A 24,517-nucleotide genomic window follows, 5' to 3' on the forward strand; every position below is an offset into this window, starting at 1 on the left:
GACGCACATGCGGCCCATCGTAAGGTGATGCCCATGAGTGACCAGGGGCTCCACGCGTCCGTCGCACTGATGCGCGACCGGGGCCTCGGTCCTGAGGCGATCAGGGTGTTCGAGCACTACTACGAGCAGCTGCAGGCCGGGGCGCTCGGCACGATCCCCGAGGAGTCGATCGAGCCCCTCGGCGAGGTGCAGACCCTCCGTGAGGTCCAGGTGTCCGACGAGGAGGCGCGCGAGGCGCTGTCGCGCACCGCCGTCATCAAGCTCAACGGCGGCCTCGGCACCGGGATGGGCATGACCGGCGCCAAGTCCGCGCTCGAGGTCAAGGACGGCCTGACCTTCCTCGACATCATCGCCCTGCAAGTGCTGGCCCTGCGTGAGCGCTGGGGCGTCGAGCTCCCGCTCGTGCTCATGAACTCCTTCCGCACCTCGGAGGAGTCGCTCAAGATCCTCGCGAAGTACCCCGACCTGCCGGTCGACGGGCTGCCGCTCGACTTCATCCAGAACGCCGAGCCCAAGCTGCGCCCCGACGACCTCATGCCGGTGCAGTGGCCCGACGACCCCGAGCTCGAGTGGTGCCCGCCGGGCCACGGCGACATCTACGTCTCGCTCGTCACGTCCGGCGTGCTCGACTCCCTGCTGGAGAAGGGGATCCGCTACGCGTTCCTCTCCAACTCCGACAACCTCGGCGCGACGTGCGACCCCGACGTCGCGGCGTGGATGGTCGAGCACGGCCTGCCCTACGTCGCCGAGGTGTGCAAGCGCACGAAGAGCGACCGCAAGGGCGGCCACCTCGCGGTGCGCAAGTCCGACGGCCGGATCGTGCTGCGCGACACGGCGATGGTGGCCGAGGGGGAGGAGCGCTACTTCCGCGACATCAAGCGGCACAACACCTTCAACGCCAACAACGTGTGGATCAACCTCGAGGTCCTGCGCGAGCGGATGACGGCCAAGCAGGGCGTCCTCGGCCTGCCGATCATCGTCAACCACAAGAACGTCGACCCCGCCGACCCGGGCTCGCCCGAGGTCATCCAGATGGAGTCGGCGATGGGCACGGCGATCGAGGTGTTCGAGGGCTCGGAGGCGATCCTCGTGCCGCGCACCCGCTTCCGTCCGGTCAAGACGACGAACGACCTGCTCGTCATCCGGTCCGACTTCTTCACCCTCGACGAGGGCTACCACGTCGTCGCGACCGTCGACGGGCCCGAGCCCTACGTCGACCTCGACTCGGCCTACCGCTTCGTGTCGGGCTTCGAGCAGCGCTTCCCCAAGGGGGTGCCCTCGATGCGCGACTGCACGAGCCTGCGCGTCATCGGTGACCCCGTCTTCGGCCGCAACGTCCGTTGCGTCGGCGAGGTGCTCATCGACGGCTACCGCCGGGTCCTCGACGACGCCGTGCTCGGCGAGCTGCCGACGCCGACGCCGGCGCCCGTCACGACACCCGGCGACGTGCGTACGGTCGACGAGCACCTCAAGGCCATCCTCTCGACGCTCGAGCCGTCCCCGACCGAGTGGACGCCGCTCACCGAGGCCCTCGGCCTCGTCGTGGCCCGCGACGTCCGGGCCAAGGTCAACCTGCCGCACTTCGACAACTCGTCGATGGACGGGTATGCCGTCCGCGCCGAGTCGCTCGCGTCCGCCGGTGAGTCCCCGGTGCGGCTGCGCATCGTCGGCGAGGTCGCCGCGGGTGCCGACCCGACCTTCTCGGTGGGCGTGGGGGAGGCGGCCAGGATCATGACGGGCGCCCCGATCCCCGAGGGTGCCGACGCCGTCATCGCCGTCGAGGACACCGACGCGGCCGCAACGGGCGACGTGGAGTGCCGCGTGGCGGTCCCGCCGGGTCGCTTCATCCGTCCGCAGGGCGAGGACGTGTCGTCCGGCGAGGTCATCGTCTCGGCGGGCGAGGTCGTCGGCGCCCGCACCATCGCGCTGCTCGCGGCCTGCGGTCATGCCGAGGTCGAGGTCCACCGCCGGCCGCACGTCGTCGTGCTGTCGACCGGCGCCGAGCTCGTCGAGCCCGGAAAACCCTTGCAGCCCGGTCAGATCCACGACTCCAACTCCTCCATGCTCTGGGCGGCCGCCATCGGCGCCGGGGCGTCGGCCGAGATCCGGGCGGCGGTCGGCGACTCCGACGAGGAGCTGCTCGCCGTGCTCGACGAGGTCGTCGCCGAGGCCGACGTCGTCATCACGAGCGGCGGAGTCTCGATGGGCGCCTACGACGTCGTCAAGAGCGCCCTGCGCGGCGAGGGCATCGACTTCGTCAAGGTCGCGATGCAGCCCGGCAAGCCGCAGGGCTACGGGCTGCTGACCGGGCCGGGTGGCAAGCAGGTGCCGCTCTTCGCCCTGCCCGGCAACCCGGTGTCGTCGTTCGTGTCGTTCGAGGTCTTCGTGCGCCCGGCGCTGCGCCGGCTCATGCGCCTGACCCCCGAGAAGCGCCGGTTGCGGCCGGCCACGCTCATCTCCGGCGTCGAGTCCTTCGGCGGGCGGCGCCAGTTCGGTCGTGCCGTCGTGTCGCGGTCGGCGGAAGGCACGCTCGTCGCCGTCCCCGTGGCAGGGCAGGGCTCGCACTTCGTCGCCGACCTCTCCCGGGCCAACGCCCTCTTCGTCGTGCCCGAGGACGTCACCGAGCTCGTCGCCGGTGAGGTCGTCGACGTCCTCGTCCTCGACAAGGAGGCGTGATGAGCGACCGACCGGAGGCACAGCCAGATCCGAGCGACCCGTGGGTGACGCCCCCGGAGCAGGGCGGGGCCGAGGCCTCCCCGGCAGAAGCCGCGGCGACTGCCGAGGCGCCGGGCCTCACCCACGTGCGCGCCGACGGCAGTGCCCACATGGTCGACGTGTCGGCCAAGGCCGTGACCGCCCGCGAGGCCAGCGCGGCGGGACGCGTCCTGCTCAGCGCCGACGCCGTCGCGGCGTTGCGCTCGGGGAACGTCCCCAAGGGCGACGCCCTGGCGGTCGCCCGCATCGCCGGCATCCAGGCCGTCAAGCGCACACCCGAGCTCATCCCGCTCGCGCACCCGATCGCCGTGCACGGCGTCGAGGTCGACGTGACCGTTGCCGACGACGGCGCCGACATCACGGCGACGGTGCGCACCGCCGACCGGACGGGCATCGAGATGGAGGCGCTGACCGCGGTGTCGGTCGCCGCGCTCGCCCTCATCGACATGGTCAAGGCCGTCGACAAGCACGGCCGGATCACCGACGTCCGCGTCACGGCGAAGTCCGGTGGCCGGTCGGGAGACTGGCATGAGTGAGGGTCCGGGCGTGGGCCGCCGGGCCGTCGTCGTCACGTCCTCGACCCGAGCGGCGGCTGGCGTCTACGCCGACAGGTCCGGCCCGGTCATCGTCGAGCGGCTCCGCGCCTGGGGCTTCGAGGTGGGCGATCCGGTCGTCGTGGCCGACGGCGACGAGTTCGGCCTGGCGCTCCGCGAGGTCCTCGCGAGCGAACCGGAGCTCGTCATCACGACCGGAGGGACCGGCCTCACCCCGACCGACGTGACCCCCGAGCAGACCGCACCCATGCTCGACCGGCTCGTGCCCGGCGTCGCCGAGGCGATCCGTGCCGCCGGCGTCGCCAAGGGGGTCCCGACGGCGATGCTCTCGCGCGGTCTCGTCGGCCTGGCCGGGCGCACCTTCGTCGCCAACCTTCCCGGATCGCGCGGGGGCGTTGCCGACGCGCTCGACGTGCTCGAGCCGGTCCTGGGCCACGCCCTCGACCAGATCCCCGGCAGTGACCACTGACGTGAGGACGCGGATCCGCTTGCGGCACTCCGTGATCCGACGTCGGCCGATCCCGCAGGGATCGGTCGGATGAGGATGCCGTGGCGCCCACACCGGGACGGTCAGGCCCGCTGGCCCGTGGTCCTGCGTGATGCCTCGTCCGAGCCCGCGATCGTGCTGCGGCCCCTGCGCCTGGACGACGAGCGTGACTGGCAGCGCGTGCGGCGCGACAACGCGGCATACGTCCAGCCGTGGGAGCCGACCCTCCCGCCGGGCTCGCCCGCGCGGACCCCGGTCTCGTTCCGGCAGTTCGTCCGCGACCTCGACACCGAGGCGCGCGCCGACCGCGCCATGCCGTGGTGCATCGAGGTCGGCGGTCGCATCGTGGGTCAGGTCCACCTCTTCGGGATCGTCCGCGCCGCGCAGCAGTCGGGTGCGGCCGGCTATTGGCTCGACGAGTCCGTCACCGGACAGGGCATCGCGACCCGCGCCCTCGCGCTGGCGGTCGACCACGCGCTCGGCGCGGGTGGGCTGCACCGGGTCGAGGTCAACATCCGGCTCGACAACGTGCCCTCGCTGCGCGTCGTCGAGCGGCTCGGCCTGCGTGACGAGGGAGTGCGCGAGCGCTTCCTCCACATCGACGGCGCGTGGCGCGACCACCGCTCCTTCGCCGTCACGACCGAGGACCTGTGCGGATCGACTCTCACGGCTCGCCTGTCACAGGTGTAACACCAGCCTCTTGCGCGACACGCCTCGAATGTGCGGGGCCGTTACCGAACCGCGTCCTACCGTGGGTCACGTGCCAGTCAGCAGCCTCATCTTCGTCGTCATCGTGGCGATCTGGGCTGCCTATCTCGTGCAGCACTGGGCCCGCCGCCGCGAGGACGCCGCCGCGACCCGGTCGGTCGAGGGCTTCTCCGAGGCCATGCGCGTCCTCGAGAAGCGACCGGCCCTGCCGACTCCGGCACTGAGCACCCCGCGCCCGCACTCGTATGCCGTCAAGCCCGCGAGCACCGGCCGTCCCACCGTCGACGTGAAGCGGGCCGTCCCCGCCGGCACGTCACGCCGCCACTCTCCGCTCGTCGCACGTCGATCCGACGAGCGGGTGCTTGCGAGCTCGACTGACGCATCGGGCTCCTCGTCAGATCTGAGCCAGAACGACCACGACATCGCCCCCTACTCCGCCGAGGTGGACCGCATGCCCGAGTCAGCGCGACCGACGAGCCACGCGGACCGGAGGCCGGCTCGACCCACGGCCCCTGCGCGGGTTCCGCTGGCACAGCGCCGCCTTCGCGCGGCGCTGCTCCTCGTCGCGGTCGCCTGGCTGCCGGTGTCCGTCGTGCTGACGGTGACCGACGTGCTCATGTGGATCTCCATCCCGTTCGCCGTGCTCACCGTCGCCGCCGTCCTCGTGTGGCTGCGGGCCGAGGCCCAGGCCGACCGCCTGCGCAGCAGCTCGGAGGCGGGGGACCAGCGCGCTCGAGGTGGCCGGCGAGGTCGTCGCCACAGCAGGTCCTACGACGCGCAGCACCGCGTGCCGCTCCTCTCGAGTGACGACACGCAGGTCATCCGTAGCACCGCCACGGCGGCCCCGTCGGAGGTCGTGGCGGTCTCGCACGAGTCGCAGACCGTCGTCGCCCAGCACGTCGAGCCCGGCGTCTTCGACGTCCAGGCGCCGATCACCGGTGAGGTGCCCGTCGCCGTGGCCGCCGTCGAGCAGCCGGCCGAGGGCAGCTGGAGCCCTGTTCCGGTGCCGCGCCCGACCTACTCGCTCAAGGCCAAGGCCGAGCCGCGCTACACCGAGTCCGGCATCCCGGCCGACGTCTTCGACACGCCTGAGTTCGCCGAGGAGGCCGAGGAGCTCGACGACCGGGCCCTCTTCGCCCGCCGCGCCGTCTCCCAGTAGGACCGTCGTTCCAGCCACACCTGGCTCGAACGCATCACCTCGCCCCACGAAACCGCGCCATGGCGCACTCATGGGTGGCAACCGGTCCCGGACCACCACCCAACGGCGCCATGGCGCACTCTCTGATGGCGCCCGGTCCCGGACCACCACCAAACCGCGCCACGGCGCGCTTCGGATGGCCGCCGCCCCGAGGGGGAGGGCGCAGCGACGGGGCGCGTGGTGCGCAGGTGGAAGCGGGGCCACTCGAGGGTTCGAGTGGCCCCATCGGTCACGGACGTCCGTCGTTCCGGGACGGCATACGGCGCCCGTCAGGCGTTGGCTGGGGCTCCGCCGTCGTCGGCCGAGGCTGCCATCTCCCGGTCGAGCTCGCCCTCCGACTCGTCGCTGAAGAGGTGCTTGCCCACGGCGTTGAGCACCGCGGCGAAGGGGACGGCGACGAGCGCACCGACGATGCCGGCGATGATCGAGCCGGTCGCGATGGCGAGGATGACGGCGAGCGGGTGGACGCTGACGGCCTTGCCGAGCAGGAACGGCTGGAGCACGTGCGACTCGAGCTGCTGCACGCCGATGACGACGGCGAGCATGATGAGGGCGACGCCCGGGCCGTGCGCGACGAGCGCGAGCAGCACGGCGACGGCCCCCGAGAGCAGCGCTCCGACGATCGGGATGAACGCCAGGATGAAGACGAGGATGCCGATCGCGAACGCGAAGGGGACCTTGAGGATCGCGGCGCCGACCGAGATGCCGACCGCGTCGACGAAGGCCACGATCATCGTCGCGCGCACGAACGCCGACAGCTGGTGCCAGGCGATGATGCCCGAGGAGTTGACGCGGGGGCGGGTTGCGCGCGGGAAGAGCCGCACGATCCAGCTCCAGATGCGCGGGCCCTCGTAGAGGAAGAAGAAGAGGGAGAAGAGGGCGATGAACAGGCCCGCGATGAAGTGCGTCGCCGTGAGCCCGACCGAGGTCGCGGTGTCGCCGAGGTTGCCAGACTCGCTCACCTTGTCGCGGATGGTGTTGAAGTACTCGTCGAACTGCGCGTCGGTGATGTTGAACGACGTGCGCACCCAGTCGCGGATGCGCTCGAGACCGGTGGCGACCTGGCTCGTCAGGTCGGAGAAGCCGCTGCTGAACTGGGTCCCGACGAGGGTGAAGAGCGCCCCGATGAGCAGGATCGTGCCGAGCAGCGTGATGCCGGCGGCCGCCCCCGGCTTCATCCGGTGGTGCAGCCAGGTCGCGACGGGCCGCAGCAGCGCGGTCAGGAGGATGGCGATCGCAACCGGCACGACGATCTCGGAGACCGAGCGCACCGCGAGCGACAGCAGGTAGATGGCCGCGCCGATGAGCAGCAGGCGCCACGCCCACTCGCTCGCGACCCGGACGCCGGGCGGGACGGCCGCGGCCTCGATGCCGGGCAGTTCCGGGGCGAAGGGGGGATCGGCCTGCAGGGTGTCGCTGCCGTCGTGGGTGCGGACGGGCACGGTCGCGTCGGAGGGCGTGCCAGAGGGCTCGGCATGGTTGTCGGTCACGACCACACCGTATGCCGCGTGGCCGTCCCGCGGTGCATCACCCGCCGCTGATCGGACAGCCCGTGCCGGTCGTCACGATCGGGCATCAGTGCACATCGCCGACCGTCGTCCTCGCCTGACGGCGGCGACACTGCCGTCATGACGACGTACTGGGAGCGGATGCCCCCACTGCGGGAGACGGGGCGCCGTCGCCCGTCGAGGGGAGTGGGCATCGCCGTCACCGTCGTGACGCTGGTCGTGCTCGGCCTCCTCGTCCTGGCCGGGTTCGCGCTCTGGGCGTACGCCGACCACGACCGGATCGAGCTCATCGACCGACCCGACGTGGTCGCCGCCGTCGACGCCGGCTGCACCCGGCTCCGGGCCGGCCTGGCGGCCAGTCCCGTCGACGTGGGGTCACCGGCCTCGGTGAGGGCGGCGGCGATCGCGGCCCAGGACGAGGCGATCCGCGCGTTCGTCGCCGAGGTCCGCAGGCTCGACCCGGTCGCCAGAGCCGACGACCTCCCGGTCGACGACTGGCTGGCGGACTGGGAGTCGCTCGCCGTCGCTCGCGACGACGTGGCCGACGCGCTGCGGCGGGGAGGCCGTGCCTCGTTGGTCGTGCCCCGTGACGGGGGCGAGCCGATCACGCGGCGCATGGACGCGGTCGGCGTCGCCTGTGTCGACCTGTCGCGCCTCGTGCGCCGGACCTGACGTCGACACCGGTCCCGTGCGTACGCTCGGGGGATGAGCGCAGACGCCACCAGTCCCCGTCCGACCCTCGCCGTCACCGGCTCGACCGGGTGGCTTGGTGGGCTCGTCGCCAAGGATCTCGCCGGCCGTGGAGTCGCCCAGCGGCTCCTCGTCCGTGACGCCAGTCGGGCGCCGGAACTGCAGGGTTCCGTTGCGGCTCAGTGCAGCTACCGCGACGCCGACGCCGCCCGAGCGGCTCTCGAGGGGGTCGAGACCCTCTTCATGGTCTCGGCGGCCGAGAACGAGGACCGGCTCGCCGAGCACCGAGCCTTCGTCGATGCCGCCGCGGCTGCCGGGGTCGGACACGTCGTCTACGTCTCGTTCTTCGGAGCAGCGCCGGATGCGACGTTCACCCTGGCTCGTGACCACGCGGCCACGGAGCAGCACCTCCGCGACTCGGGCATGGCGTGGACGTTCCTGCGCGACAACCTCTACCTCGAGTTCATGGACCACATGGTCGGCGAGGACGGTGTGGTCCGCGGCCCCGCCGGCGACGGCCGGGCTGCCGTCGTCGCGCACGACGACATCGCACGCGTCGCGGTCACCGTCCTGCTCGACCCCACGTCGCACGTAGGCGCGACGTACGCACTGACCGGGCCCGAGGCGCTGACGTTCGCCGAGATGGCGCAGGTCATCACCGAGGTGACGGGCCGCGAGGTGCGCTTCCACGACGAGACGGTCGAGGAGGCGTACGCGTCCCGCGCGGTCTACGGGGCCCCGGACTGGCAGGTGGACGCCTGGGTGTCGACGTACACCGCCGTGGCCGCGGGTGAGCTCGACGGCGTCAGCGGCGACGTCGAGCGGCTGACGGGTCGCCGGCCCACGTCCCTGCGCGAGTACCTCGAGGCCCAGCGCCCGTCGAGGTGATCGCGGCATCCACGGGGGTGCCGACATCACCACGAACCGGCGTGAGGTGGGCGGTCAGCCGACGAGGTCGGCCGTCTGTCGGGCGATGGCGAGCTCCTCGTTGGTCGGCACGACCGCGACGACGACGCGTGACCCGTCAGGAGAGATGACGCGTGCCGCGCTCGAGCCCGACGCGTTGAGGTCCGCGTCGACCGTGATGCCCAGCTCGGCGAGCCCGTCGGCGACCGCGGCCCGGACAGGGGCGCTGTGCTGTCCGATGCCCGCCGTGAAGACGAGCACGTCGGCCCCGCCGAGGATCGCGAGGTAGGCGCCGACGTAGTGCTTGAGCCGGTGGACGAAGACGTCGAACGCGAGACGCGCATCCGCGTCCCCGGCATCGACTCGCTGCACGAGCTCGCGGAAGTCGTTGACACCGCTCAGCCCGAGGACCCCGGACTTCTTGTTGAGGAGCGTGTCGATCTCGCCGAGCGTCATCCCTGCCTCTCGGGCGAGGTAGGCGTGGAGCCCGGGATCGACGTCGCCAGAGCGGGTGCCCATGACGAGACCCTGCAGGGGGGTCAGGCCCATCGACGTCTCGACGGCCTGGCCACCGCGCACCGCGGACGCCGAGCACCCGTTGCCGAGGTGGAGGATCACCTGGCGCAGATCAGCGAGGGGGCGACCCAGCAGGTCGGCCGTCGCCTGCGCGACGAACTGGTGCGAGGTGCCGTGGAAGCCGTAGCGGCGGATGGAGTGCTTCGCGGCGAGGTCGCGGGGCACCGCATACGTCGACGCCGCGGCCGGAAGGGATGAGAAGAAGGCGGTGTCGAAGACGGCGACGTGGGGCACGTCGTAGTGCTGCCGAGCGGCCTCGATGCCGATGACGGCAGCCGGGTTGTGCAGTGGCGCAAGGGCGCTCAGCGCCCTGATGCGGTCGAGCACGGCGTCGTCGATGACGACCGGCTCCGAGAAGTCGGGGCCGCCGTGGACGACGCGGTGACCGACGGCGCGGAGCGGCACCTCGTCGAGGTCGACTCCGTCGGCGTGCAGCTGGGTCGTCATCGCCTCGAGCGCGGCCGAATGGTCGGTGACGTCGCTGCCCGCCTCGCCGATGCGCTCGACGATCCCACCGGCGCGGACCTCGCCCGACTCCGCCACGACGAGCTGGTACTTGAGCGATGACGAGCCGGCGTTGAGGACGAGGACGGGCCTGTCGTGGGTGGACTCCGTCACTGGCCGGCTCCCTGCTGCTCGGTCGAGACGCCCTGCGCCTGGACGGCGGTGATGGCGACGGTGTTGACGATGTCGTCGACGAGGGCGCCGCGGGAGAGGTCGTTGACCGGCTTGCGCAGACCCTGGAGCACCGGGCCCACCGCGACGGCGTGCGCGCTGCGCTGCACGGCCTTGTACGTGTTGTTGCCGGTGTTGAGGTCGGGGAAGACGAAGACCGTGGCGTGGCCGGCGACGTCGGAGTCAGGCATCTTGGCCCGACCCACGACGGGGTCGATGGCGGCGTCGTACTGGATCGGCCCGGCCAGCGCGAGATCCGGTGCCCGCTGGGCGATGAGCTCCGTTGCGGCACGGACCTTCTCGACCTCGGCGCCGGAGCCGCTCGTGCCGGTCGAGTAGGAGAGCATCGCGACCCGCGGCTCGATCCCGAACTGCTGCGCGGTCTGCGCCGAGGAGATCGCGATGTCGGCGAGCTGCTCGGCCGTCGGGTCGGGGATCACCGCGCAGTCGCCGTAGACGAGCACCCGGTCGGCGAGACACATGAGGAAGACGCTCGAGACCGTCTTGACCCCGTCGGCGGTCTTGACGAACTCGAGCGCCGGACGGATCGTGTGCGCCGTCGTGTTGACGGCGCCGGACACCATGCCGTCGGCGAGGCCGAGGTGCACCATCATCGTGCCGAAGAACGAGATGTCGGTGACGACCTCCCGGGCGCGCTCGACGGTCATGCCCTTGTGGGCCCGCGCCACGGCATACTCCTGCGCGAAGCGCTCGACGAGGTCGGCGTCGGTGGGGGAGACGACGGTCGCGGCGTCGAGGTCGAGCCCGAGCGCCGACCCGCGGGCCCGCACCTTCGTCTCGTCGCCGAGCAGCGTCAGGTCGGCGACGCCTCGTCGAAGCAGCACGTCAGCGGCCTCGAGGATGCGGTCGTCCTGGCTCTCGGGGAGCACGATGTGCTTGCGGTCGGAGCGAGCCCGCTCCATGAGCTGGAACTCGAACATCAGCGGCGTGCGCACCTCGGAGGCCGAGACGTCGATGGCGGTGAGCAGGGCGGCCTGGTCGACGCTCTCGGAGAAGAGCCGGCGTGCCGTCTCGATCTTGTTGCGCGATCCCTTCGTCATCGGCCCGCGCACCTGCATGAGCCGCTCGGCCGTGCGGAAGGTGCCGTCGTCGGTGAGGGCGATCGGCAGGTCCTGCTGAACGCCGGCCGACAGGCGCGAGATCGTCTCGGGGATCGGGTAGCCGCCGGTGAGGATGATCCCCGCCAGGGTCGGGAAGGTGCCGGACTGGTGGGCGAGCAGGAGGCCCGGGATGAGGTCGGTGCGGTCGCTCGGCGCGATGACGGTGACGTCCGGGCCGAGCCGGGCGAGCACGTTGGGCAGGCTCATCGCCGCGACGACGAGCCCGAGACTGTCGCGGTCCATCCACGACTCGCTGCCGAGGACGAGCCGCGCCCCGATCGCGTCGGCGAGAGCCCGGAAGCTCGGCGCGGAGAGGAGCGGGTTCTCGGGGATCGCGGCGGTGACCGGGAAGGGCAGGGTGCCGAGCACGGCCCGCACCTCGTCGAGGTCGGCCGGGTCGACGCGGTTGGCGACGACGGCGACGGTCTGGGCGTGGTTGGCGCGCAGCTCGGTGATGGCACTGTCGGCGGCGACGCGGATCTGGTCGGGCGTGCGGTCGCGGCCGTGCACGACGAGCACGACGGCCGAGCCGAGGTTGGCGGCCACCCGCGCGTTGAAGGACAGCTCCGTGCCCGTCGAGACGTCGGTGTAGTCGGAGCCGAGCACGATGATGACCTCGAAGCGCGCGCTCAGCGCGCCGAACCGCTCGACGATGACGTGCAGCGCCTCGTCGGGGTCGTCGTGCGCCTGGGCGTAGGTGACTCCGAGTGCCTCCTCGTAGGTCTGCTCGACGCCGGGCTGGCTGACGAGCATCTCGACGATGTGGTCGACCTCGTCGTCGGGACCGGTGCCCCCGAGGGTCGTCAGCGGGCGGTAGACACCGACCGACCCGACCTCGCGCAACAGGGCGTCGAGCAGGCCGAGGGCCACGGCGGACTTGCCCGTCAGGCCCTCGGGCGAGGCGACGTAGACGCTTCGGCTCACGCGACGAACCTATCGGTCCCGCGGCGCCCGGCGCCGCACCTCGATCGTCGGTGGCTCCCGGAGCGACTGGCCGACGACGCAGTAGCGCTCCGTGGCGGTCGCGAGGCGTTGCAGGGTGGTGTCGTCGGCGTCCGTCGTGACCTCGGCGACGACCCTCGGGCCGAGGACCCCGACCGGTGCCGTCCGGTCGACACCGAGCGTGCCGCGCGCGTCGAACGTCGCCTCCGCCCGAACCTCCACCTCGCGCAGGTCGACGCCGAACGCGACCGACACGGCGTGCAGCGTCACCCCGGCGCACGCGACGAGCGCCTCCATGAGCATGTCGCCCGAGCACGCATCGGACCCGTCGCCGCCCGCGGCCGGGTGCAGCCCGGCGCGGACCGCCCCGGCGGCGGTGCGCACCTCGACCGTGACCGGTTCGCCGAAGACGGCGCTCGCCGACACCGGGTGCAGGGCCGCGCACGGGTCCTCGCGGTAGCGGGCCTTGAGGGGCTCCTGCGCGGCCCGGAGCTCGTCGCGGTTCACGGCGCCTCACCCGCGTGCTGCTCGGTCATGACTGTCTCCCGTCGTCCGAGGACTCTCGTGACGACACCGTATGCCGCGTGGTCTCCGCGCGGACGCATCGACCTACGTTCACGGCTCAGGCGACCGTGGACAGCCCGAGCCGCCGGACGAGGCCCACCGCGTCGTGCGGCGCGTGACCTCTCGCGTCGTTGTCGAAGTAGAGGTGGACGTCGTGCCCCTGCTCCATCCAGTGGTGGCAGGTTCGCGCCCACCGGTCGAGGGACTCGTCCGTGTAGCCGCTGGCGTAGAGCTCGGTCTCGCCGTGCAGCCGCACGTAGCGGAAGTCGCTCGTCGCGTCGTCCATGACGGGCCACGTGCCTGCGCTGTCGGCGATCACCATGGCGACGCCGTACTCAGCGCAGAGCGCCCGGGCCTCCTCGGTGTCGAAGCTGTCGTGACGCGGCTCGAGGGCGTGCCGCATCGGGACGTCGACCTCGCACGTCGTCAGGATGCGGTCCTCCTTGAGCTTGTCGTCGTGCTTCTCGGCCAGCCGCGCGGCCTCGCCCGTCGAGCGTGGCAGCAGCTGGAGGAAGCTCCGGACGCGGTTCGGGTCGAACTCGATGCGGGCCGGCAGCTGCCACAGCACCGGGCCGAGCTGGGGGCCGAGCGCGAGGACCCCGCTCGCGAAGAAGTTGGCCAGCGGGGTCTCGACGTCGCGCAACGCCTTCATGTGAGTGATGAAGCGCCCACCCTTGACCGCGAAGTTGACGTCGTCGGGCACGGCAGCCCGCCACGCGGCATACGAGCTCGGACGCTGGAGGGAGTAGAAGGAGCCGTTCACCTCGATCGACGTCATCCGCTCGGCGGCATACGTCAGCTCGAGCCGCTGGGGAAGACCCTTCGGGTAGAAATCACCGCGCCACGACGGGTAGCGCCAGCCGGAGACGCCGATCCTTGCGTGGGGCATGTCCGTCCCTTACCCACGAGGCGGCCGCGGGTGCGCGGTCAGCGCACGTCGACGTAGGACACCTCGACGGCGTTGTTCCCGTATCCGAGCCGGTTCCACGGTGGGACGTCCGGCTGCTCGTTGCCTGCGGCGTCGGTCGCCTTGGCGCGGATGCTGTACCGCCCCGGCAGGGCGACGTCCCACTCGTAGGCCCAGCTCTGCCACTGGTGCGGCCCTTGGGGGGCCTCGACCACGGCAGGGCTCCAGTCACCTTCGCCGGTGAAGCTGAGGTCGACGTTCGTGACCGGCCCGGTGCCCGACCAGGCCTTCCCGCGGATCACGTGGGTGCCCGGCGTGAGGACCGCCCCCGGCGCCGGGTCGGTGACGCGTGCCCGCACGCGCATCGTCGTCACCCGCTCGTGGGGACGATCCGGCCACTCGTACACGTAGTGCCCGGTCTGGAACTCGCCCTCGAACGGCTCCGTGACGACGTCGATCCTCTTGAGCCACTTGACCGATGCGACGGCGAACCAGCCTGGTACGACGATCCGGAACGGCGCCCCGTGGTCGCGACCGAGCGGGCGTCCGTTCATCTCGTAGGCGATGAGGATCTCCGCCGCCGGGTCGAGAGCGTGCTCGAGGGTCAGCGAACGGACGAACGTCAGGTCGGACTTCACGGTCTGGGCGAGCACCGGGTTGAGGAGGTAGGAGCCGCTGTCGGCGCCCTCGAAACGGACCTCCACGCCGGCGGGATCGGGCTGCGTCCGCTCGAGCACGTCGCGCAGCCAGGTGCCCGTCCACACGGCGGTGGAGACGGCATACGCCCCCCATGGCTCTCCCGCGGGCAGCGGCCGCGTCTCGAGCCGCCCGTTTCCCGCGCACTCGAGCGTGACGGCCCGCTCGACGGACGGCAGGGCGCGCAGGTCGTCCAGCGTGAGGGTCGTGGGAGAGCCCACGGCGCCACCGATCTCGAGCGTGCCGTCGTGCTCCGGCAGTGCGAAGTTGCTGCGGACGTAGTGCTGCTCCGTCGGGGTGGTGTCGCCCGTCAGCCCTTCGGGTGGGGCCTCGGCGTTGAACGGCTGTTGGTGGATCATCGTCAGCGCGGACCGGGCTCGTCGGAGACTGTCGTTAACCAGCATGGTGGGCTCCTCGTCGATCAGGGGGTCGATCAGGGGGTCGATCAGGGGGTCGAGCAGGGGTGTCGATCACGGCTCGGTCAGTAGTCCGAGTCCTGGAAGTGGGGGTCTCGGTTCTCGTTGAAGGCGCCGATCCCTTCGACCCGATCGGGGTGCACGGCCGAGCGCCAGTGGGCGTCCATCATGATGGCGACGGCTTGCTCGATCGGCTGTCCCTCACCCAGGTGAACCGCACGTTTGACGGCCTGGACGGCGGTCGGCGAGTTGCTCGCGATCTTCTCCGCGATGGCCAGCGCGCGGGACATGAGGTCCGCCTGCGGGTGCAGCTCGTTGACCATCCCGATCCGGTGGGCCTCGTGCGCCGTGACGGGGTCTCCGGTCAGGAGCATCTGCAGGGCCCGTCCCCGTGGCAGGAGGCGGGGGAGCAGCGCCGGTGAGCCGCCTCCGGCCGAGAGCCCGATCATGGCCTCGGGTTGGCCGAAGGTGGCGTTCTCCGATGCGATGATGAAGTCCGTGCTCTGGGCGATCTCGGACCCGCCGCCGTACGCGATCCCGTTGACGACGGCGAAGATCGGCTTGCGGAGCTGGCGGAGTGTGTAGAGGGTGCGGTCGAAGTCCTGCCGCTGCCGCAGCCACTGCTCCTTCGTCATGCTCCGGCGCTGGCGCAGGTCGCTGCCGACCGAGAAGGCCCGCTCACCGGCGCCGGTGATCATGGCGACGCGGATGGAAGGCCGCACGGCGATCGTCTCGAGCACCTCGGTCAGGCGTGCGCCCATCTCGGTCGTGATGGCGTTGTCGGCGAGCGGCCTGTTCAGGGTGATCACGGCGACGGTGTCCCCGGCCACGTACTCGACGAGCACGGAGGGCTCGGCTGCGTCCTCGTCGGGGGGAGGCGGCGCGAAGTCAAGGGCCTTCCAGCGGTCGGTGCCGGTCGTGTCGGACATGCGCTCTCCTCGTTCGGTTGATCAGTCTTCAGGGAGCTCGGCGAGCCACCGCAGCGCTCGCAGCCCCGGGGCGAAGCAGTACTCGCCGCCCCGGGTGACCACGAAGGGCGGGACGTCCGGCAACCTGCGACGGATGGGGTGCTGCGGGATGGTGAAGGCGCCGGACCCGTCGGTCGCCCCGACGAGGGGGTCCTTCTCGGCGGGCGCGCCGATGAAGATCCCGTCGTTGAGCCACTGCGTCTTGACGAACTCGAACTGGCGCTTGAGGTGCGCCCCCGCGAAGACGAAGATGATGCCCCGGTCCTCGCCGTCGTCCTCGAGCACACCGTCGGGCAGCATCGGACCGTAGCTCGTACCCCGGCGGATCATGCGGTGCAGCCGCACGTCGACGCTCATCTCGTGGTCGAGCGAGTCCCTCGGGTTGGCGCGTCGGGCATGGGCTCCGGCGGGGCACTTGAAGCCGCGCAGGTCAGAGGTGTAGCCGAAGTCGTTGTTGCGGCCGGCGTCGCTGCCGAGCTCGGGGTCGTCCTCGTCGGGGGAGAGGACGAGCGGCGCTCCGCTCTGCCACCGCCCGACCATCTTGGCTCCGAGCAGGGCCTCCTCCTCACGGGTCCTCGCCTTGTCGCGGAGGTACTGGCGGAAGGCGGCGACGCGGGTGTGCAGCTTCCTGAAGACGATGTACGTGCCGTTGCGGCCAAGGACCTCAGGGGTCGGCATGGGCGCCAGGCCGCCGGTCTCGTCGGGGTAGCCGAGGATGAACTCGCCCGCCTTGATGGGCGGCTCCCCGCGGTTCGTGGTCGGCGTCCCCACCCCTTCCACGGCGGGCTGTCCGATCCCGTCCTTGAAGCCGAACGACGTGCGTCCGGTGGGCAGCTGGTAGCAGTCCTGGCGCCAGATCACCTCGACGCCCGGGATCTCCTCCTGCGCGTGGCGGGCTCGAGCCACCACCGACTCGAGGTCGGCGGCATCGGGGGCGAGCGCGGCCAGCGCGACGTGCACGTCACGGGTGCCCAGGGGCTTCTCCCAGAGCTCGGGGCTGCTCGCGCCGACGTCACCGAGCTCGGCCGCGCGGGCCGCCATCCCCTCCCGGAACTCCGGGGCGAAGCTGTCCAGCGACTCCTCCGGGACACCGAGCACCCTGAGGCCCTCGTAGGTGAACGCCACGGTCAACCAGGCGCCGGACCGCGGTGCTGCGGAGGCCGGCCCCGGCTCCAGGAGAGGGAGCAGCCGTCGGATGAGCTCCCGCCCGTCGGCGGGGTCATGGATCTGGAGGAGCAGGTAGGTGCCGACGTACGGCGAGGGCCGCTCGTAGAGCGCGCCGCCCTGGATGTCGTCGATCTCGAGCGGGGGCCCCGCAGGCGCTCCGGTCGTCTCGGCGGTCCCGGCCCCCGGGGAGGCGCTCGTGGTGGAGGCGGGCGTCGGCGGGTTCACGGCCCGACCTAGATGTGCGCCGGCGGCACAGGTGGCTCCGGGTTCGGGTCGGCGAGATACGGAAAGGATGTCGAGGCAGGCATGCTCGCCCCATCGACGCCGTCGCTGATGGCGGGCCCGAGGCCGGCGGTGACGAGCAGGGTGAAGATCGTGTCCATCACGTCGTCGTTGAGGGCGCGCCCACCGCAGGTGCGGTGCGCCTCCCCGTTCATGAGTGCTCGCTCGATCTCGAAGAAGGAGCCACGCTCCGCGTACGGCTTGCTGACGTCGACGACGAGGAAGTCGTCGAGCATGACCCCGCGGAGGGCATGCGCTCCGCTCTCGTCGACCGACCAGTCCGCCTTGCCGTCGAGGCCGTCCCAGAAGGCGAGGTTGGCGTCCAGTCGAGCCCGGTAGGCGCCCTTGTACCCCTCGGCGAGGTGGAAACCGTCCTCCATGTTGTAGAGGTCGCGGATCTCGAGGTCGCGGTTGACCTGGTCGAACTGCTTCGGTGCGAGCATGAGGTTCTTGACCTCGGGCCGGCCGACGCGCTCGATGCGGACGTTCAACCTGCCGCGGGTCAGGGTCTCCGCGATGACGCCCACGAGAGCGACATCCGCGCCCAGGAGGGTAGCCACGTCGAGCTCGACGACGATGCTGAGGACGTTCTTGCCGTCGAGGAAGATGGTCCCGGGCTGCGCGAAGCTGAGCTCCCCGGTGGCGATGGTCTTCAACGCGGCAGGAGCGTCCATGAAGAACGGGTCCCAGCGGACGCCGGCGAAGACGCGCAACGGGTCGGTGGAGCCGCCGCTCCGCTCCCCGGCACGGAACGACTGGCTGACGCCGCCCGAGGTGCGGACCACGCCGTCCTGCGCGTGCGGACCCTCCGCGTCCGGCTCGTCGAAGACGACGTCGACCGTGACCTCGCGCTCGGCGATGTCGAACAGTCTGGGGCCGCCGCCGGCGCGGGCCGTGAGCTGGCGCAGGCGGAACCGGTAGATGAGCCCGTCCGAGAAGTGATCGCCGGGCTGGGCGAACGGCAGCGTGTTCATGACGAGCACCAGACGTCCGGGCCGCTGCGGGCTCGGGAAGGCGTACACGTCGGTGATGTCGGCGATCGGCTCGGCCAGCGCGCGCGGGCCGGAGATGTGGTCGGACATGCATTCGCTCCCGAGGTAGGGCTGTCGACTAGTCCGCGGCCACGTCGAGCAGCGGTCGCAGCGCTGGGTGCTGCAAGGCGTCGGCTGCCCCGGGGTCGTCGAGGACCTCCTGGAACGCGTCGTTGACCGTGATGGCCTTCCGGATCTGCTTCACCGTGCCGCCGTAGTTGCGGGCGTAGCCACCGGCGGTCTGCTGGGCATTGAGGATGAAGTCCTTGACCGCCTGCAACGACGGGAGCCCCTCGTAGCCCACGACGTGCTGGAAGATCGAGTCGAAGAGCTTGAGCGGCTTCGACGCGAAGTCCTCCATGTACGCGTCCCAGGGCCCGTCGAAGCTCGTGGCGAAGAGAAGCCGCGTGTCGTCGTCGAAGGGGACGAAGCGTGCCTCGTGGATGGAGGCGATCGGCATCTCGTAGTCGCCGGGCCGGTAGCCGGGCGCGTCCTGCAGGTCCCGAAGGGCCTGGTGGAGAGCCTCACCGTGTCCCGGCTTGACGTGGAAGAACAAGCTGAACTCGCTGGTGGGACCGACGCTGACGCCCGGCCTGGAACTTGTGTCGGAACCCATCACCGATGCCCTGTCTCTCGTGTGGCTTCTGTCCGGTGTCGTGCTGCCCCGAGCGAACGGTGTCATTCGGTCCACTCGCCGCCCGGGGCCCCACGAGAGCCCTCCCACCGATCCCACCGTCACGGTTGAGCGCGGGGTGAACATCACCCCCAAAGTATGAAAGAGCACGTGAGATGGCAGCCCCGGACAGCACGTCGGGGGGAACGTGAGGCCGGGCACGCTGGGGGAGGCCGGCAGTTCCAGCCGGTTTTCGTCGGAACGGTTCACCCTCAGCGGTTGAGGCACCTCGCCGGCTCCGTGGGCAGGCTGAGGTCAACGGCGCACGTCAGCGCCCTGATCACCGCTACACCGCACCGAGGGGACTGACATGGACAACATCACGAACAACTTCTGGGACGTCTTGCTGTGGAGCTTCTGGTTCTTCATCTGGATCGCCGCGATCACCGTGTGGTTCCGGTGCATCTTCGACCTGTTCCGTGACCGCGAGCTCAGCGGCTGGGGCAAGGCGGGCTGGGCCGTTCTGCTCATCCTCGTGCCCTGGTTGGGCGCGCTGATCTACCTCATCGCCCGTGGGCGCAGCATGACCGAGCGTCAGATGACGGAGATGGCCCAGATGAAGGCCCAGCAGGACGAGTACATCCGTCAGGCGGCCGGCTCGCAGGCGGCGGAGAGCCCGTCGGCCCAGATCGCCAGCGCGAAGGGGCTGCTCGACTCCGGGACCATCACCCAGGACGAGTTCGACGCTCTCAAGGCCAAGGCGCTGGCCTGACGTGGGTGAGCCGCCGTGCTGCCCCTGACCGGCCCGTCCGACACCTCCGACCGCACTGGGGTCGGAGGGCGTCCGTCCGGCGCGCGTCGCCGGAGTCGGGTCCGCGTCGGGGGCTGCGCGGTGGCGATCGCGATGGCGCTTGCCGCCTGCAGCACCGGGACGGCACTGCCCGATGCGCGGGTGTCCGTCAAGGAGCAAGCGCTGGCCAGGGCACGGACGGACGCCGCGGCGGCAGCGGCGCACTTCTGCACCACGGCGGCCGACTACGTCACGGCGGTCGACCGCTACGGGGACGTGCTGACGGCGACGGCCCCGACGGTGGGGGACGTGCAGACGGCAGGTGCCGACCTCGAGCAGCCGCGTGCGGACGCCACCGCAGCCGCCACGGCCGCGGTCGACGCCCAGGCTGCGGTGGTGACGGCAGAGCAGGAGCTGGCGGCCGCCCAGGCAGCCGCGGCCGCGGGGAACACCACGGCTGGGTCATCGTCGAGCGCCACGACCCCGGCGGCGAGCCAGAGCCCGACACCGACCGTTCCGCCGGCGACGGTGAACCGGGTCACGCAGGCAGAGACCGAGTTCACGGCAGCCCAGCAGGGCATCGGCGCTCAGACGCCCCTGCGCCAGGCCTCCCAGCAGTTCAACGCCGCCGCAGTGGCGCTCGAGATGTCGTGGCTGGCCCTGTTCGCCGACGCAGGGTGTCTGACCGACGAGGCGCAGAAGTCCGCCCAGACGGCGGTGCACGACTACACGGCCACGCTGCAGAAGTCCCTCAGCGAGGCCGGGTACTTCACCGGCAAGGTCGACGGCGTGTACGGGCCGTCGACGGTCGACGCCGTGCAGGCGCTGCAGAAGGCCCACGGACTGCCGGTCACCGGCACGGTCGACAAGGCGACGCAGGAGGCCCTCCAGTCCGACCTGCAGGCCAAGGGAGGCGCGGCCGCGCAGGAGGAGCTCGCGTCGACGGCCGCCGTGCAACAGACCCTCAAGCTCGCCGGCTTCTGGGACGGTCCCGTCGACGGACAGTGGACACCTGCCCTGACGGAGGCGCTCAAGAAGTTCCAGGCCGAGCTCGACGTCCCGGCCACCGGGACGGTCGATGCCGCGACGGTCGCCGCGCTCGAGAAGGCCATCGCCGAGGCCGGCAAGCCGACGCCCTCGCCAAGCCCTTCTGGGTCTGAGACGTCCACGGCGCCGACGCCGTCAGCGGCGACGCCGAGGGCGTCCGCGACGTCCTAGTCGCGGTGCTTTGCCGGCGCTGGATGCCGACGATCCACCACGCTCTGCGGGCGCGGGTCGATTGGGTATGCCGGTCGGCGTGGTGTTATCGTTCCTTCGCACCAAGGGGCTGTGGCGCAGTTGGTAGCGCGTCTCGTTCGCAATGAGAAGGTCAGGGGTTCGAATCCCCTCAGCTCCACACATGGCAGAAGGCCGGACATGTTCGTCGTCCGGCCTTCTGCCATCTGTGGATGGGGATTCGGGAGGAGACGGAGCGACGGCTCCCCTCGGCTTCACCCACGGAACGGGCTCGTCACAGGGCCTTGGGCTGACCGGTCTCCGGGTCGAGTGTGAGGCGCGGGGCGCGGGCGCCGTGGCCGTCGTCTCCGGGGGTCCGGAAGGTGAAGAGGTTGGTCAGGGGTCCGGCCTTCTCGTCGAAGGAGTAGTTGCCCACCCGCCCGGTGTTCCAGTTGTCCTCGATGAACCTGAGGATCGAGGTCTGGTCGGTGACCGAGTGGTCGACGTAGTTGCGTTTGGCGAACGGCGAGATGACGAGCAGCGGCTGCCGTGGACCGTAGCCACACCGGTCCAGGTAGCCGCCGGCGATCCGGGCGGGGTTGGTGCCGCAGGCGCCGGGCCCGGTCAGCGCATCATTGGCCTCCCGGGACTGGTTGACGATCGGCGACATCTGGTGGTCGTACCAGCCGTCGCTGTCGTCGTAGGCGATGACCACGGCGGTGTGCTCCCACTGGGACGACTTCTGGAGCTGGTTGAGCGTCTCGACGAGGAAGCGCTGCTCGTCGAGCGGCGTGGAGTATCCGGCGTGCCCATCCTGGTAGGCGGCCGCCTTGAGGAAGCTGACCGACGGCAGGCTGTGAGCTCGCACGGCGGACCAGAAGTCGGTCAGGTCGTACTGGTGGTTGGCGGGTCCGGCGTGTCCGATCTCGGCCGTCGACGTCGGACGCGTGTGGTCGGGGTTCGCCGTGCTGGCGTAGTACTGGAACGGTTCGTGGTGCGGGATGTAGTCCTTGCTCACGACCCCGCCGGCGTCGGTGTGCGAGGCCGCGCAGTCGGCGAAGCCTCCCTGGAACCAGCCCCAGCTGACTCCTTGGGCGTTGAGCAGGTCGCCGATGTTTCGATTGCGGGGGTCCACCGACGAGCTGGTGTCGCGGGTGTCGCAGATGTCGCCCTTCGGCTGGGGGTCGCCGATCATGGTGCCACTGGCGGCCGGCACCGCCCCGCCGTCCGGGCTGAACCCGTGGGTCTGCCCCGAGACGAGGTTGATGGCACCAGGCGTGGAGGGCCCGAAGGTGCTGCTGAAGTGGTTGTCGCTCATCGCGAAGTGCTGCGCGTAGTTCCAGAGCGCCGTGACGGTGTTGCCGTCGTAGTAGCCCATGACCAGACCCTTGCCGTGGCCGTAGTCGGCGCAGACGCCGGCACCTCGGCCGACGGTCTCGACGAATTTGTCCATCAGCCCGTGGTCGAAGGCCAGCTGCTCGTCCTTGTAGTTGTGGTCCTGGTCGCAGGTCTGTGCCTGGGATCGGGCCAGACGGAACGGCTGGACGGAGTTGGGGTTGTTGGGCGACTGCAGGGAGACGCCCAGCCCGTTGACGCTCGGCGTGCCGGGTGCCGGTCGGAACGAGGGTTCACCGGCGGTATTCACGGCCTGCGGGTAGGTGGCGAAGTAGTGGTCGAAGGAGACGTTCTCCTGGTAGATGACCACGAGGTGCTCGACCGGCGTGGCCGTGGCGGGGTGCGATCGGGCTGCGACCGGGTGCACCTCGGACACCGCACCCGCGTCCGCGACGAGGGGATGTGAGGCCGTGGTCGGCCCCGACGCAGCGAGGAGGGCGAGGAGGCCGACCGCCGCCGCGACTGGCGCGTGAGCTCGGCCTAGGGGAGAGAACGTCATCAGGACTCCTTTGAGAAGGGACAGCGCGCTTCTGGGGAGCGGTCTTCCGCGCTCTCGTCCGCAGATGAGGGGTCTCCTCACCTGCTCCCGAAACGGGCGTGGGCGCCGGCCGTACCTCTAGCAGACGGTGGGTCCGAGGGATGGGTCAGATGAACGGTGGTGCACCGTTCAGGGTAGACCGTTCTGCCCCGAACGTCCGGATCGTGCACTGACCGGTTGCGGCCGAGGACCGGCGCCTCCGGCAGACGTCCCACCTTGGCGACGGCCGGCCCGCGCGGGTTCAGACCCAGCTGGGGAACCACATCCGAGCCTGCCACTCCGACAACGGGATGACGTCGGCGACGTAGATCGGGTGGAAGAACGCGAAGAGGCCGATGGTGACGAGCACGAACGCACCCACGAGCCCGTAGCCGACACGGCGGCGTGTCAGGGAGGCGTCGCGGCCGCCGACGACGAGCCCGAGGACGTAGACGCAGGCGAGCACGGCGTAGGGGACGAACGCGACCTCGTAGAAGGAGTAGATCGTCCGGTCACCGAGGAAGAACCACGGCAGGTAGCCGGCGAAGAGGGCGCAGAGGATCGCGCCGGCGCGCCAGTCGCGGTGCAGCGCCCACATGAAGAGCAGGACGAAGATCGCGAGCGTCGCGCCCCACCAGATCGAGACGGTGCCGATCGAGGTGATCGCCTTGCTGCACTGGTCGACGATGCAGCCGTCGGCGCCCTTCTTCGGGCCCTCGTAGAAGAACGAGGTGGGCCGCCCCTGGATGAGCCAGGACCACGGGTTGGTCTGGTACGGGTGCGAGCTCGTGATCGCCTGCGTCGAGGCGTACATCTGCTGGTGGTAGGCCCAGAGGGAGCGCCACCAGTCGGGCAGCCAGCCGTAGTCGGTGTCGGGGTTGTTCTGCGCCCACGTGCGGAACGAGCCGCCCTTGGTGAGGATCCAGCCGGTCCAGCTCGCGACGTACGTGACGACGGCGGCGACGACGAGCTGCACGAACGCGTACGGCCCGTCCTTGACGATGCCGCCGGCCGACCAGCCGCGCACGCCGGCGGCCCGGCGGGCCCCGACGTCCCAGAGCACGGTGAGCACCCCGAAGAAGACGAGGAAGTAGAGGCCCGACCACTTCACGCCGGCCGAGAGCCCGAGCATGATGCCGGCGACCCACCGCCACGGACGCCAGCCGAGCCACGGCCCCATCCACGAGGTCGCGGCCCGGGCGCGGTCACCGACCGTGCGGGCCAGCACCTCCCGCGCCATGTCGCGGTCGATGAGCAGCGCGCCGAAAGCTGCGAGCCCGAAGAACATGACGAAGATGTCGAGCAGGCCGGTGCGCGAGTGGACGAAGTGATGGCCCTCGAAGGCGAGGAGCGCGGCCGCGACGGTGCCGAGGAGGTCGGAGCGGAAGAGCCGACGAGCGATGCGACCGAGCATGAAGATCGAGATCGTGCCGGCGAGCGCGACGGCGAAGCGCCAGCCGAAGGAGTTGAGGATGCCGAACGGCGCCTCGCCCCAGCCGATGAGCCACTTGCCGACGGGTGGGTGGACGACGAAGTCGCCCTCGGTGCCGTAGACCATCGGGTCGTTGGCGGTGAAGTGCTGGTCGACCTGTTTGGCCTCCTGCAGCACGTCGTCGTTCTTCATCTCGAACCAGTACAGGACCATCGACCAGCCCTGCTTGACGTAGTACGTCTCGTCGAAGATCAGCTGGTGCGGGGCGCCGATGTGCCAGAAGCGCATGAAGCCACCGACGAGCATGAAGAAGAGCGGCCCGGCCCAGCCGAGCCACGCGATGCGTCCGGCGGTGCGGCGGGTCAGCCGGTAGTCGTCGGCCGGGTCCCCGAGCAGGCGAGCGCGCACCTGTCTGGCCGAGTTCATGGGCGACATCGTATGCAG

21 protein-coding genes and 1 tRNA gene are annotated in these 24,517 nt (G+C 70.9%); 10 read left to right on the top strand and 12 right to left on the bottom strand.

Annotated elements, in window-relative coordinates; translation table 11 throughout:
- The first annotated feature begins 33 nt into the window (after positions 1–33).
- The 5 genes from glp to ASE25_RS16405 all read left to right on the top strand — a co-directional run bounded on the left by glp (position 34) and on the right by ASE25_RS16405 (position 5,623).
- Positions 34–2,676, top strand: a complete 2,643-nt coding sequence (gene glp / locus ASE25_RS16385; RefSeq protein WP_056826696.1) for a gephyrin-like molybdotransferase Glp — start codon at positions 34–36, stop codon at positions 2,674–2,676.
- Positions 2,677–2,825: 149 nt separating this feature from the next.
- Complete coding sequence (moaC, locus tag ASE25_RS16390; protein WP_056778655.1) at positions 2,826–3,251, top strand: cyclic pyranopterin monophosphate synthase MoaC; 426 nt, start codon at positions 2,826–2,828, stop codon at positions 3,249–3,251.
- Complete coding sequence (locus ASE25_RS16395; protein WP_056826697.1) at positions 3,244–3,738, top strand: molybdenum cofactor biosynthesis protein B; 495 nt, start codon at positions 3,244–3,246, stop codon at positions 3,736–3,738. The genes moaC and ASE25_RS16395 overlap by 8 nt, the downstream gene beginning before the upstream one ends.
- Before the next feature lie 75 nt (positions 3,739–3,813).
- Positions 3,814–4,446, top strand: a complete 633-nt coding sequence (locus tag ASE25_RS16400; protein WP_056777884.1) for a GNAT family N-acetyltransferase — start codon at positions 3,814–3,816, stop codon at positions 4,444–4,446.
- Positions 4,447–4,516: 70 nt separating this feature from the next.
- Positions 4,517–5,623 (top strand): hypothetical protein, encoded by a 1,107-nt coding sequence (locus tag ASE25_RS16405; protein ID WP_056826698.1) that lies wholly within the window; start codon positions 4,517–4,519, stop codon positions 5,621–5,623.
- A 308-nt stretch (positions 5,624–5,931) separates the two neighbouring features.
- Here ASE25_RS16405 and ASE25_RS16410 read toward each other — a convergent pair whose 3' ends face one another.
- Complete coding sequence (locus ASE25_RS16410) at positions 5,932–7,152, bottom strand: AI-2E family transporter (RefSeq protein WP_235508718.1); 1,221 nt, start codon at positions 7,150–7,152, stop codon at positions 5,932–5,934.
- A 138-nt stretch (positions 7,153–7,290) separates the two neighbouring features.
- Between ASE25_RS16410 and ASE25_RS22885 the strand changes: the two genes are divergently transcribed.
- Both ASE25_RS22885 and ASE25_RS16420 read left to right on the top strand, forming a co-directional pair.
- The gene (locus tag ASE25_RS22885) at positions 7,291–7,842 is read left to right on the top strand and encodes a hypothetical protein (RefSeq protein WP_157623471.1); all 552 of its coding nucleotides are present in this window, start codon (positions 7,291–7,293) and stop codon (positions 7,840–7,842) included.
- Between the two features lie 33 nt (positions 7,843–7,875).
- Positions 7,876–8,748: an SDR family oxidoreductase gene (locus ASE25_RS16420; RefSeq protein ID WP_056826699.1), complete on the top strand. Its 873-nt coding sequence runs from the start codon at positions 7,876–7,878 to the stop codon at positions 8,746–8,748.
- 54 nt (positions 8,749–8,802) lie between these two features.
- Here the strand turns inward: ASE25_RS16420 and ASE25_RS16425 are convergent, their stop codons facing one another.
- From ASE25_RS16425 to ASE25_RS16465, 9 genes are all read right to left on the bottom strand, one after another.
- Positions 8,803–9,960: an acetate/propionate family kinase gene (locus tag ASE25_RS16425; RefSeq protein WP_056777895.1), complete on the bottom strand. Its 1,158-nt coding sequence runs from the start codon at positions 9,958–9,960 to the stop codon at positions 8,803–8,805.
- On the bottom strand, positions 9,957–12,062 hold the full coding sequence (gene pta, locus ASE25_RS16430; RefSeq protein ID WP_056826700.1) for a phosphate acetyltransferase: 2,106 nt from the start codon (positions 12,060–12,062) through the stop codon (positions 9,957–9,959). Before pta ends, ASE25_RS16425 begins: the two co-directional genes overlap by 4 nt.
- A gap of 9 nt (positions 12,063–12,071) precedes the next feature.
- Positions 12,072–12,587, bottom strand: a complete 516-nt coding sequence (locus tag ASE25_RS16435; protein ID WP_056826701.1) for an OsmC family protein — start codon at positions 12,585–12,587, stop codon at positions 12,072–12,074.
- 115 nt (positions 12,588–12,702) lie between these two features.
- Positions 12,703–13,533 (bottom strand): DUF72 domain-containing protein, encoded by an 831-nt coding sequence (locus ASE25_RS16440; protein ID WP_056826702.1) that lies wholly within the window; start codon positions 13,531–13,533, stop codon positions 12,703–12,705.
- A gap of 38 nt (positions 13,534–13,571) precedes the next feature.
- On the bottom strand, positions 13,572–14,651 hold the full coding sequence (locus tag ASE25_RS16445) for a sulfite oxidase (protein ID WP_082622934.1): 1,080 nt from the start codon (positions 14,649–14,651) through the stop codon (positions 13,572–13,574).
- 77 nt (positions 14,652–14,728) lie between these two features.
- Positions 14,729–15,592, bottom strand: coding sequence for an enoyl-CoA hydratase/isomerase family protein (locus ASE25_RS16450; RefSeq protein WP_056826703.1), 864 nt, complete (start codon positions 15,590–15,592; stop codon positions 14,729–14,731).
- A gap of 21 nt (positions 15,593–15,613) precedes the next feature.
- Positions 15,614–17,023 (bottom strand): Dyp-type peroxidase, encoded by a 1,410-nt coding sequence (locus ASE25_RS16455; RefSeq protein WP_157623472.1) that lies wholly within the window; start codon positions 17,021–17,023, stop codon positions 15,614–15,616.
- Between the two features lie 8 nt (positions 17,024–17,031).
- Positions 17,032–18,162 (bottom strand): DUF4331 family protein, encoded by a 1,131-nt coding sequence (locus ASE25_RS16460; protein WP_056826704.1) that lies wholly within the window; start codon positions 18,160–18,162, stop codon positions 17,032–17,034.
- Positions 18,163–18,190: 28 nt separating this feature from the next.
- On the bottom strand, positions 18,191–18,667 hold the full coding sequence (locus ASE25_RS16465) for a hypothetical protein (protein WP_157623473.1): 477 nt from the start codon (positions 18,665–18,667) through the stop codon (positions 18,191–18,193).
- A 427-nt stretch (positions 18,668–19,094) separates the two neighbouring features.
- Here ASE25_RS16465 and ASE25_RS16470 point away from each other — a divergent pair, with 427 nt between their 5' ends.
- From ASE25_RS16470 to ASE25_RS16480, 3 genes are all read left to right on the top strand, one after another.
- A complete protein-coding gene (locus tag ASE25_RS16470; protein WP_056777920.1) occupies positions 19,095–19,496 on the top strand; it encodes an SHOCT domain-containing protein in 402 nt (133 codons plus the stop codon).
- A 15-nt stretch (positions 19,497–19,511) separates the two neighbouring features.
- A complete protein-coding gene (locus ASE25_RS16475; protein ID WP_082622935.1) occupies positions 19,512–20,732 on the top strand; it encodes a peptidoglycan-binding protein in 1,221 nt (406 codons plus the stop codon).
- A 105-nt stretch (positions 20,733–20,837) separates the two neighbouring features.
- Positions 20,838–20,910, top strand: a tRNA-Ala gene (locus tag ASE25_RS16480).
- A 114-nt stretch (positions 20,911–21,024) separates the two neighbouring features.
- Here the strand turns inward: ASE25_RS16480 and ASE25_RS16485 are convergent.
- On the bottom strand, positions 21,025–22,623 hold the full coding sequence (locus tag ASE25_RS16485; protein WP_056826706.1) for a phospholipase C: 1,599 nt from the start codon (positions 22,621–22,623) through the stop codon (positions 21,025–21,027).
- A 280-nt stretch (positions 22,624–22,903) separates the two neighbouring features.
- A complete protein-coding gene (locus tag ASE25_RS16490; protein ID WP_056826707.1) occupies positions 22,904–24,499 on the bottom strand; it encodes a dolichyl-phosphate-mannose--protein mannosyltransferase in 1,596 nt (531 codons plus the stop codon).
- Positions 24,500–24,517 lie beyond the last annotated feature (18 nt).

It is taken from the genome of Terrabacter sp. Root85, from assembly GCF_001429185.1.
Lineage (GTDB): Bacteria > Actinomycetota > Actinomycetes > Actinomycetales > Dermatophilaceae > Terrabacter.

Coding starts and splice junctions, on each gene's coding strand:
- glp (WP_056826696.1), top strand. CDS start 34: ATGAGTGACCAGGGGCTCCACGCGTCCGTCGCACTGATGCGCGACCGG.
- moaC (WP_056778655.1), top strand. CDS start 2,826: ATGGTCGACGTGTCGGCCAAGGCCGTGACCGCCCGCGAGGCCAGCGCG.
- ASE25_RS16395 (WP_056826697.1), top strand. CDS start 3,244: ATGAGTGAGGGTCCGGGCGTGGGCCGCCGGGCCGTCGTCGTCACGTCC.
- ASE25_RS16400 (WP_056777884.1), top strand. CDS start 3,814: ATGCCGTGGCGCCCACACCGGGACGGTCAGGCCCGCTGGCCCGTGGTC.
- ASE25_RS22885 (WP_157623471.1), top strand. CDS start 7,291: ATGACGACGTACTGGGAGCGGATGCCCCCACTGCGGGAGACGGGGCGC.
- ASE25_RS16420 (WP_056826699.1), top strand. CDS start 7,876: ATGAGCGCAGACGCCACCAGTCCCCGTCCGACCCTCGCCGTCACCGGC.
- ASE25_RS16440 (WP_056826702.1), bottom strand. CDS start 13,533: ATGCCCCACGCAAGGATCGGCGTCTCCGGCTGGCGCTACCCGTCGTGG.
- ASE25_RS16445 (WP_082622934.1), bottom strand. CDS start 14,651: ATGCTGGTTAACGACAGTCTCCGACGAGCCCGGTCCGCGCTGACGATG.
- ASE25_RS16450 (WP_056826703.1), bottom strand. CDS start 15,592: ATGTCCGACACGACCGGCACCGACCGCTGGAAGGCCCTTGACTTCGCG.
- ASE25_RS16460 (WP_056826704.1), bottom strand. CDS start 18,162: ATGTCCGACCACATCTCCGGCCCGCGCGCGCTGGCCGAGCCGATCGCC.
- ASE25_RS16470 (WP_056777920.1), top strand. CDS start 19,095: ATGGACAACATCACGAACAACTTCTGGGACGTCTTGCTGTGGAGCTTC.
- ASE25_RS16485 (WP_056826706.1), bottom strand. CDS start 22,623: ATGACGTTCTCTCCCCTAGGCCGAGCTCACGCGCCAGTCGCGGCGGCG.
- ASE25_RS16490 (WP_056826707.1), bottom strand. CDS start 24,499: ATGAACTCGGCCAGACAGGTGCGCGCTCGCCTGCTCGGGGACCCGGCC.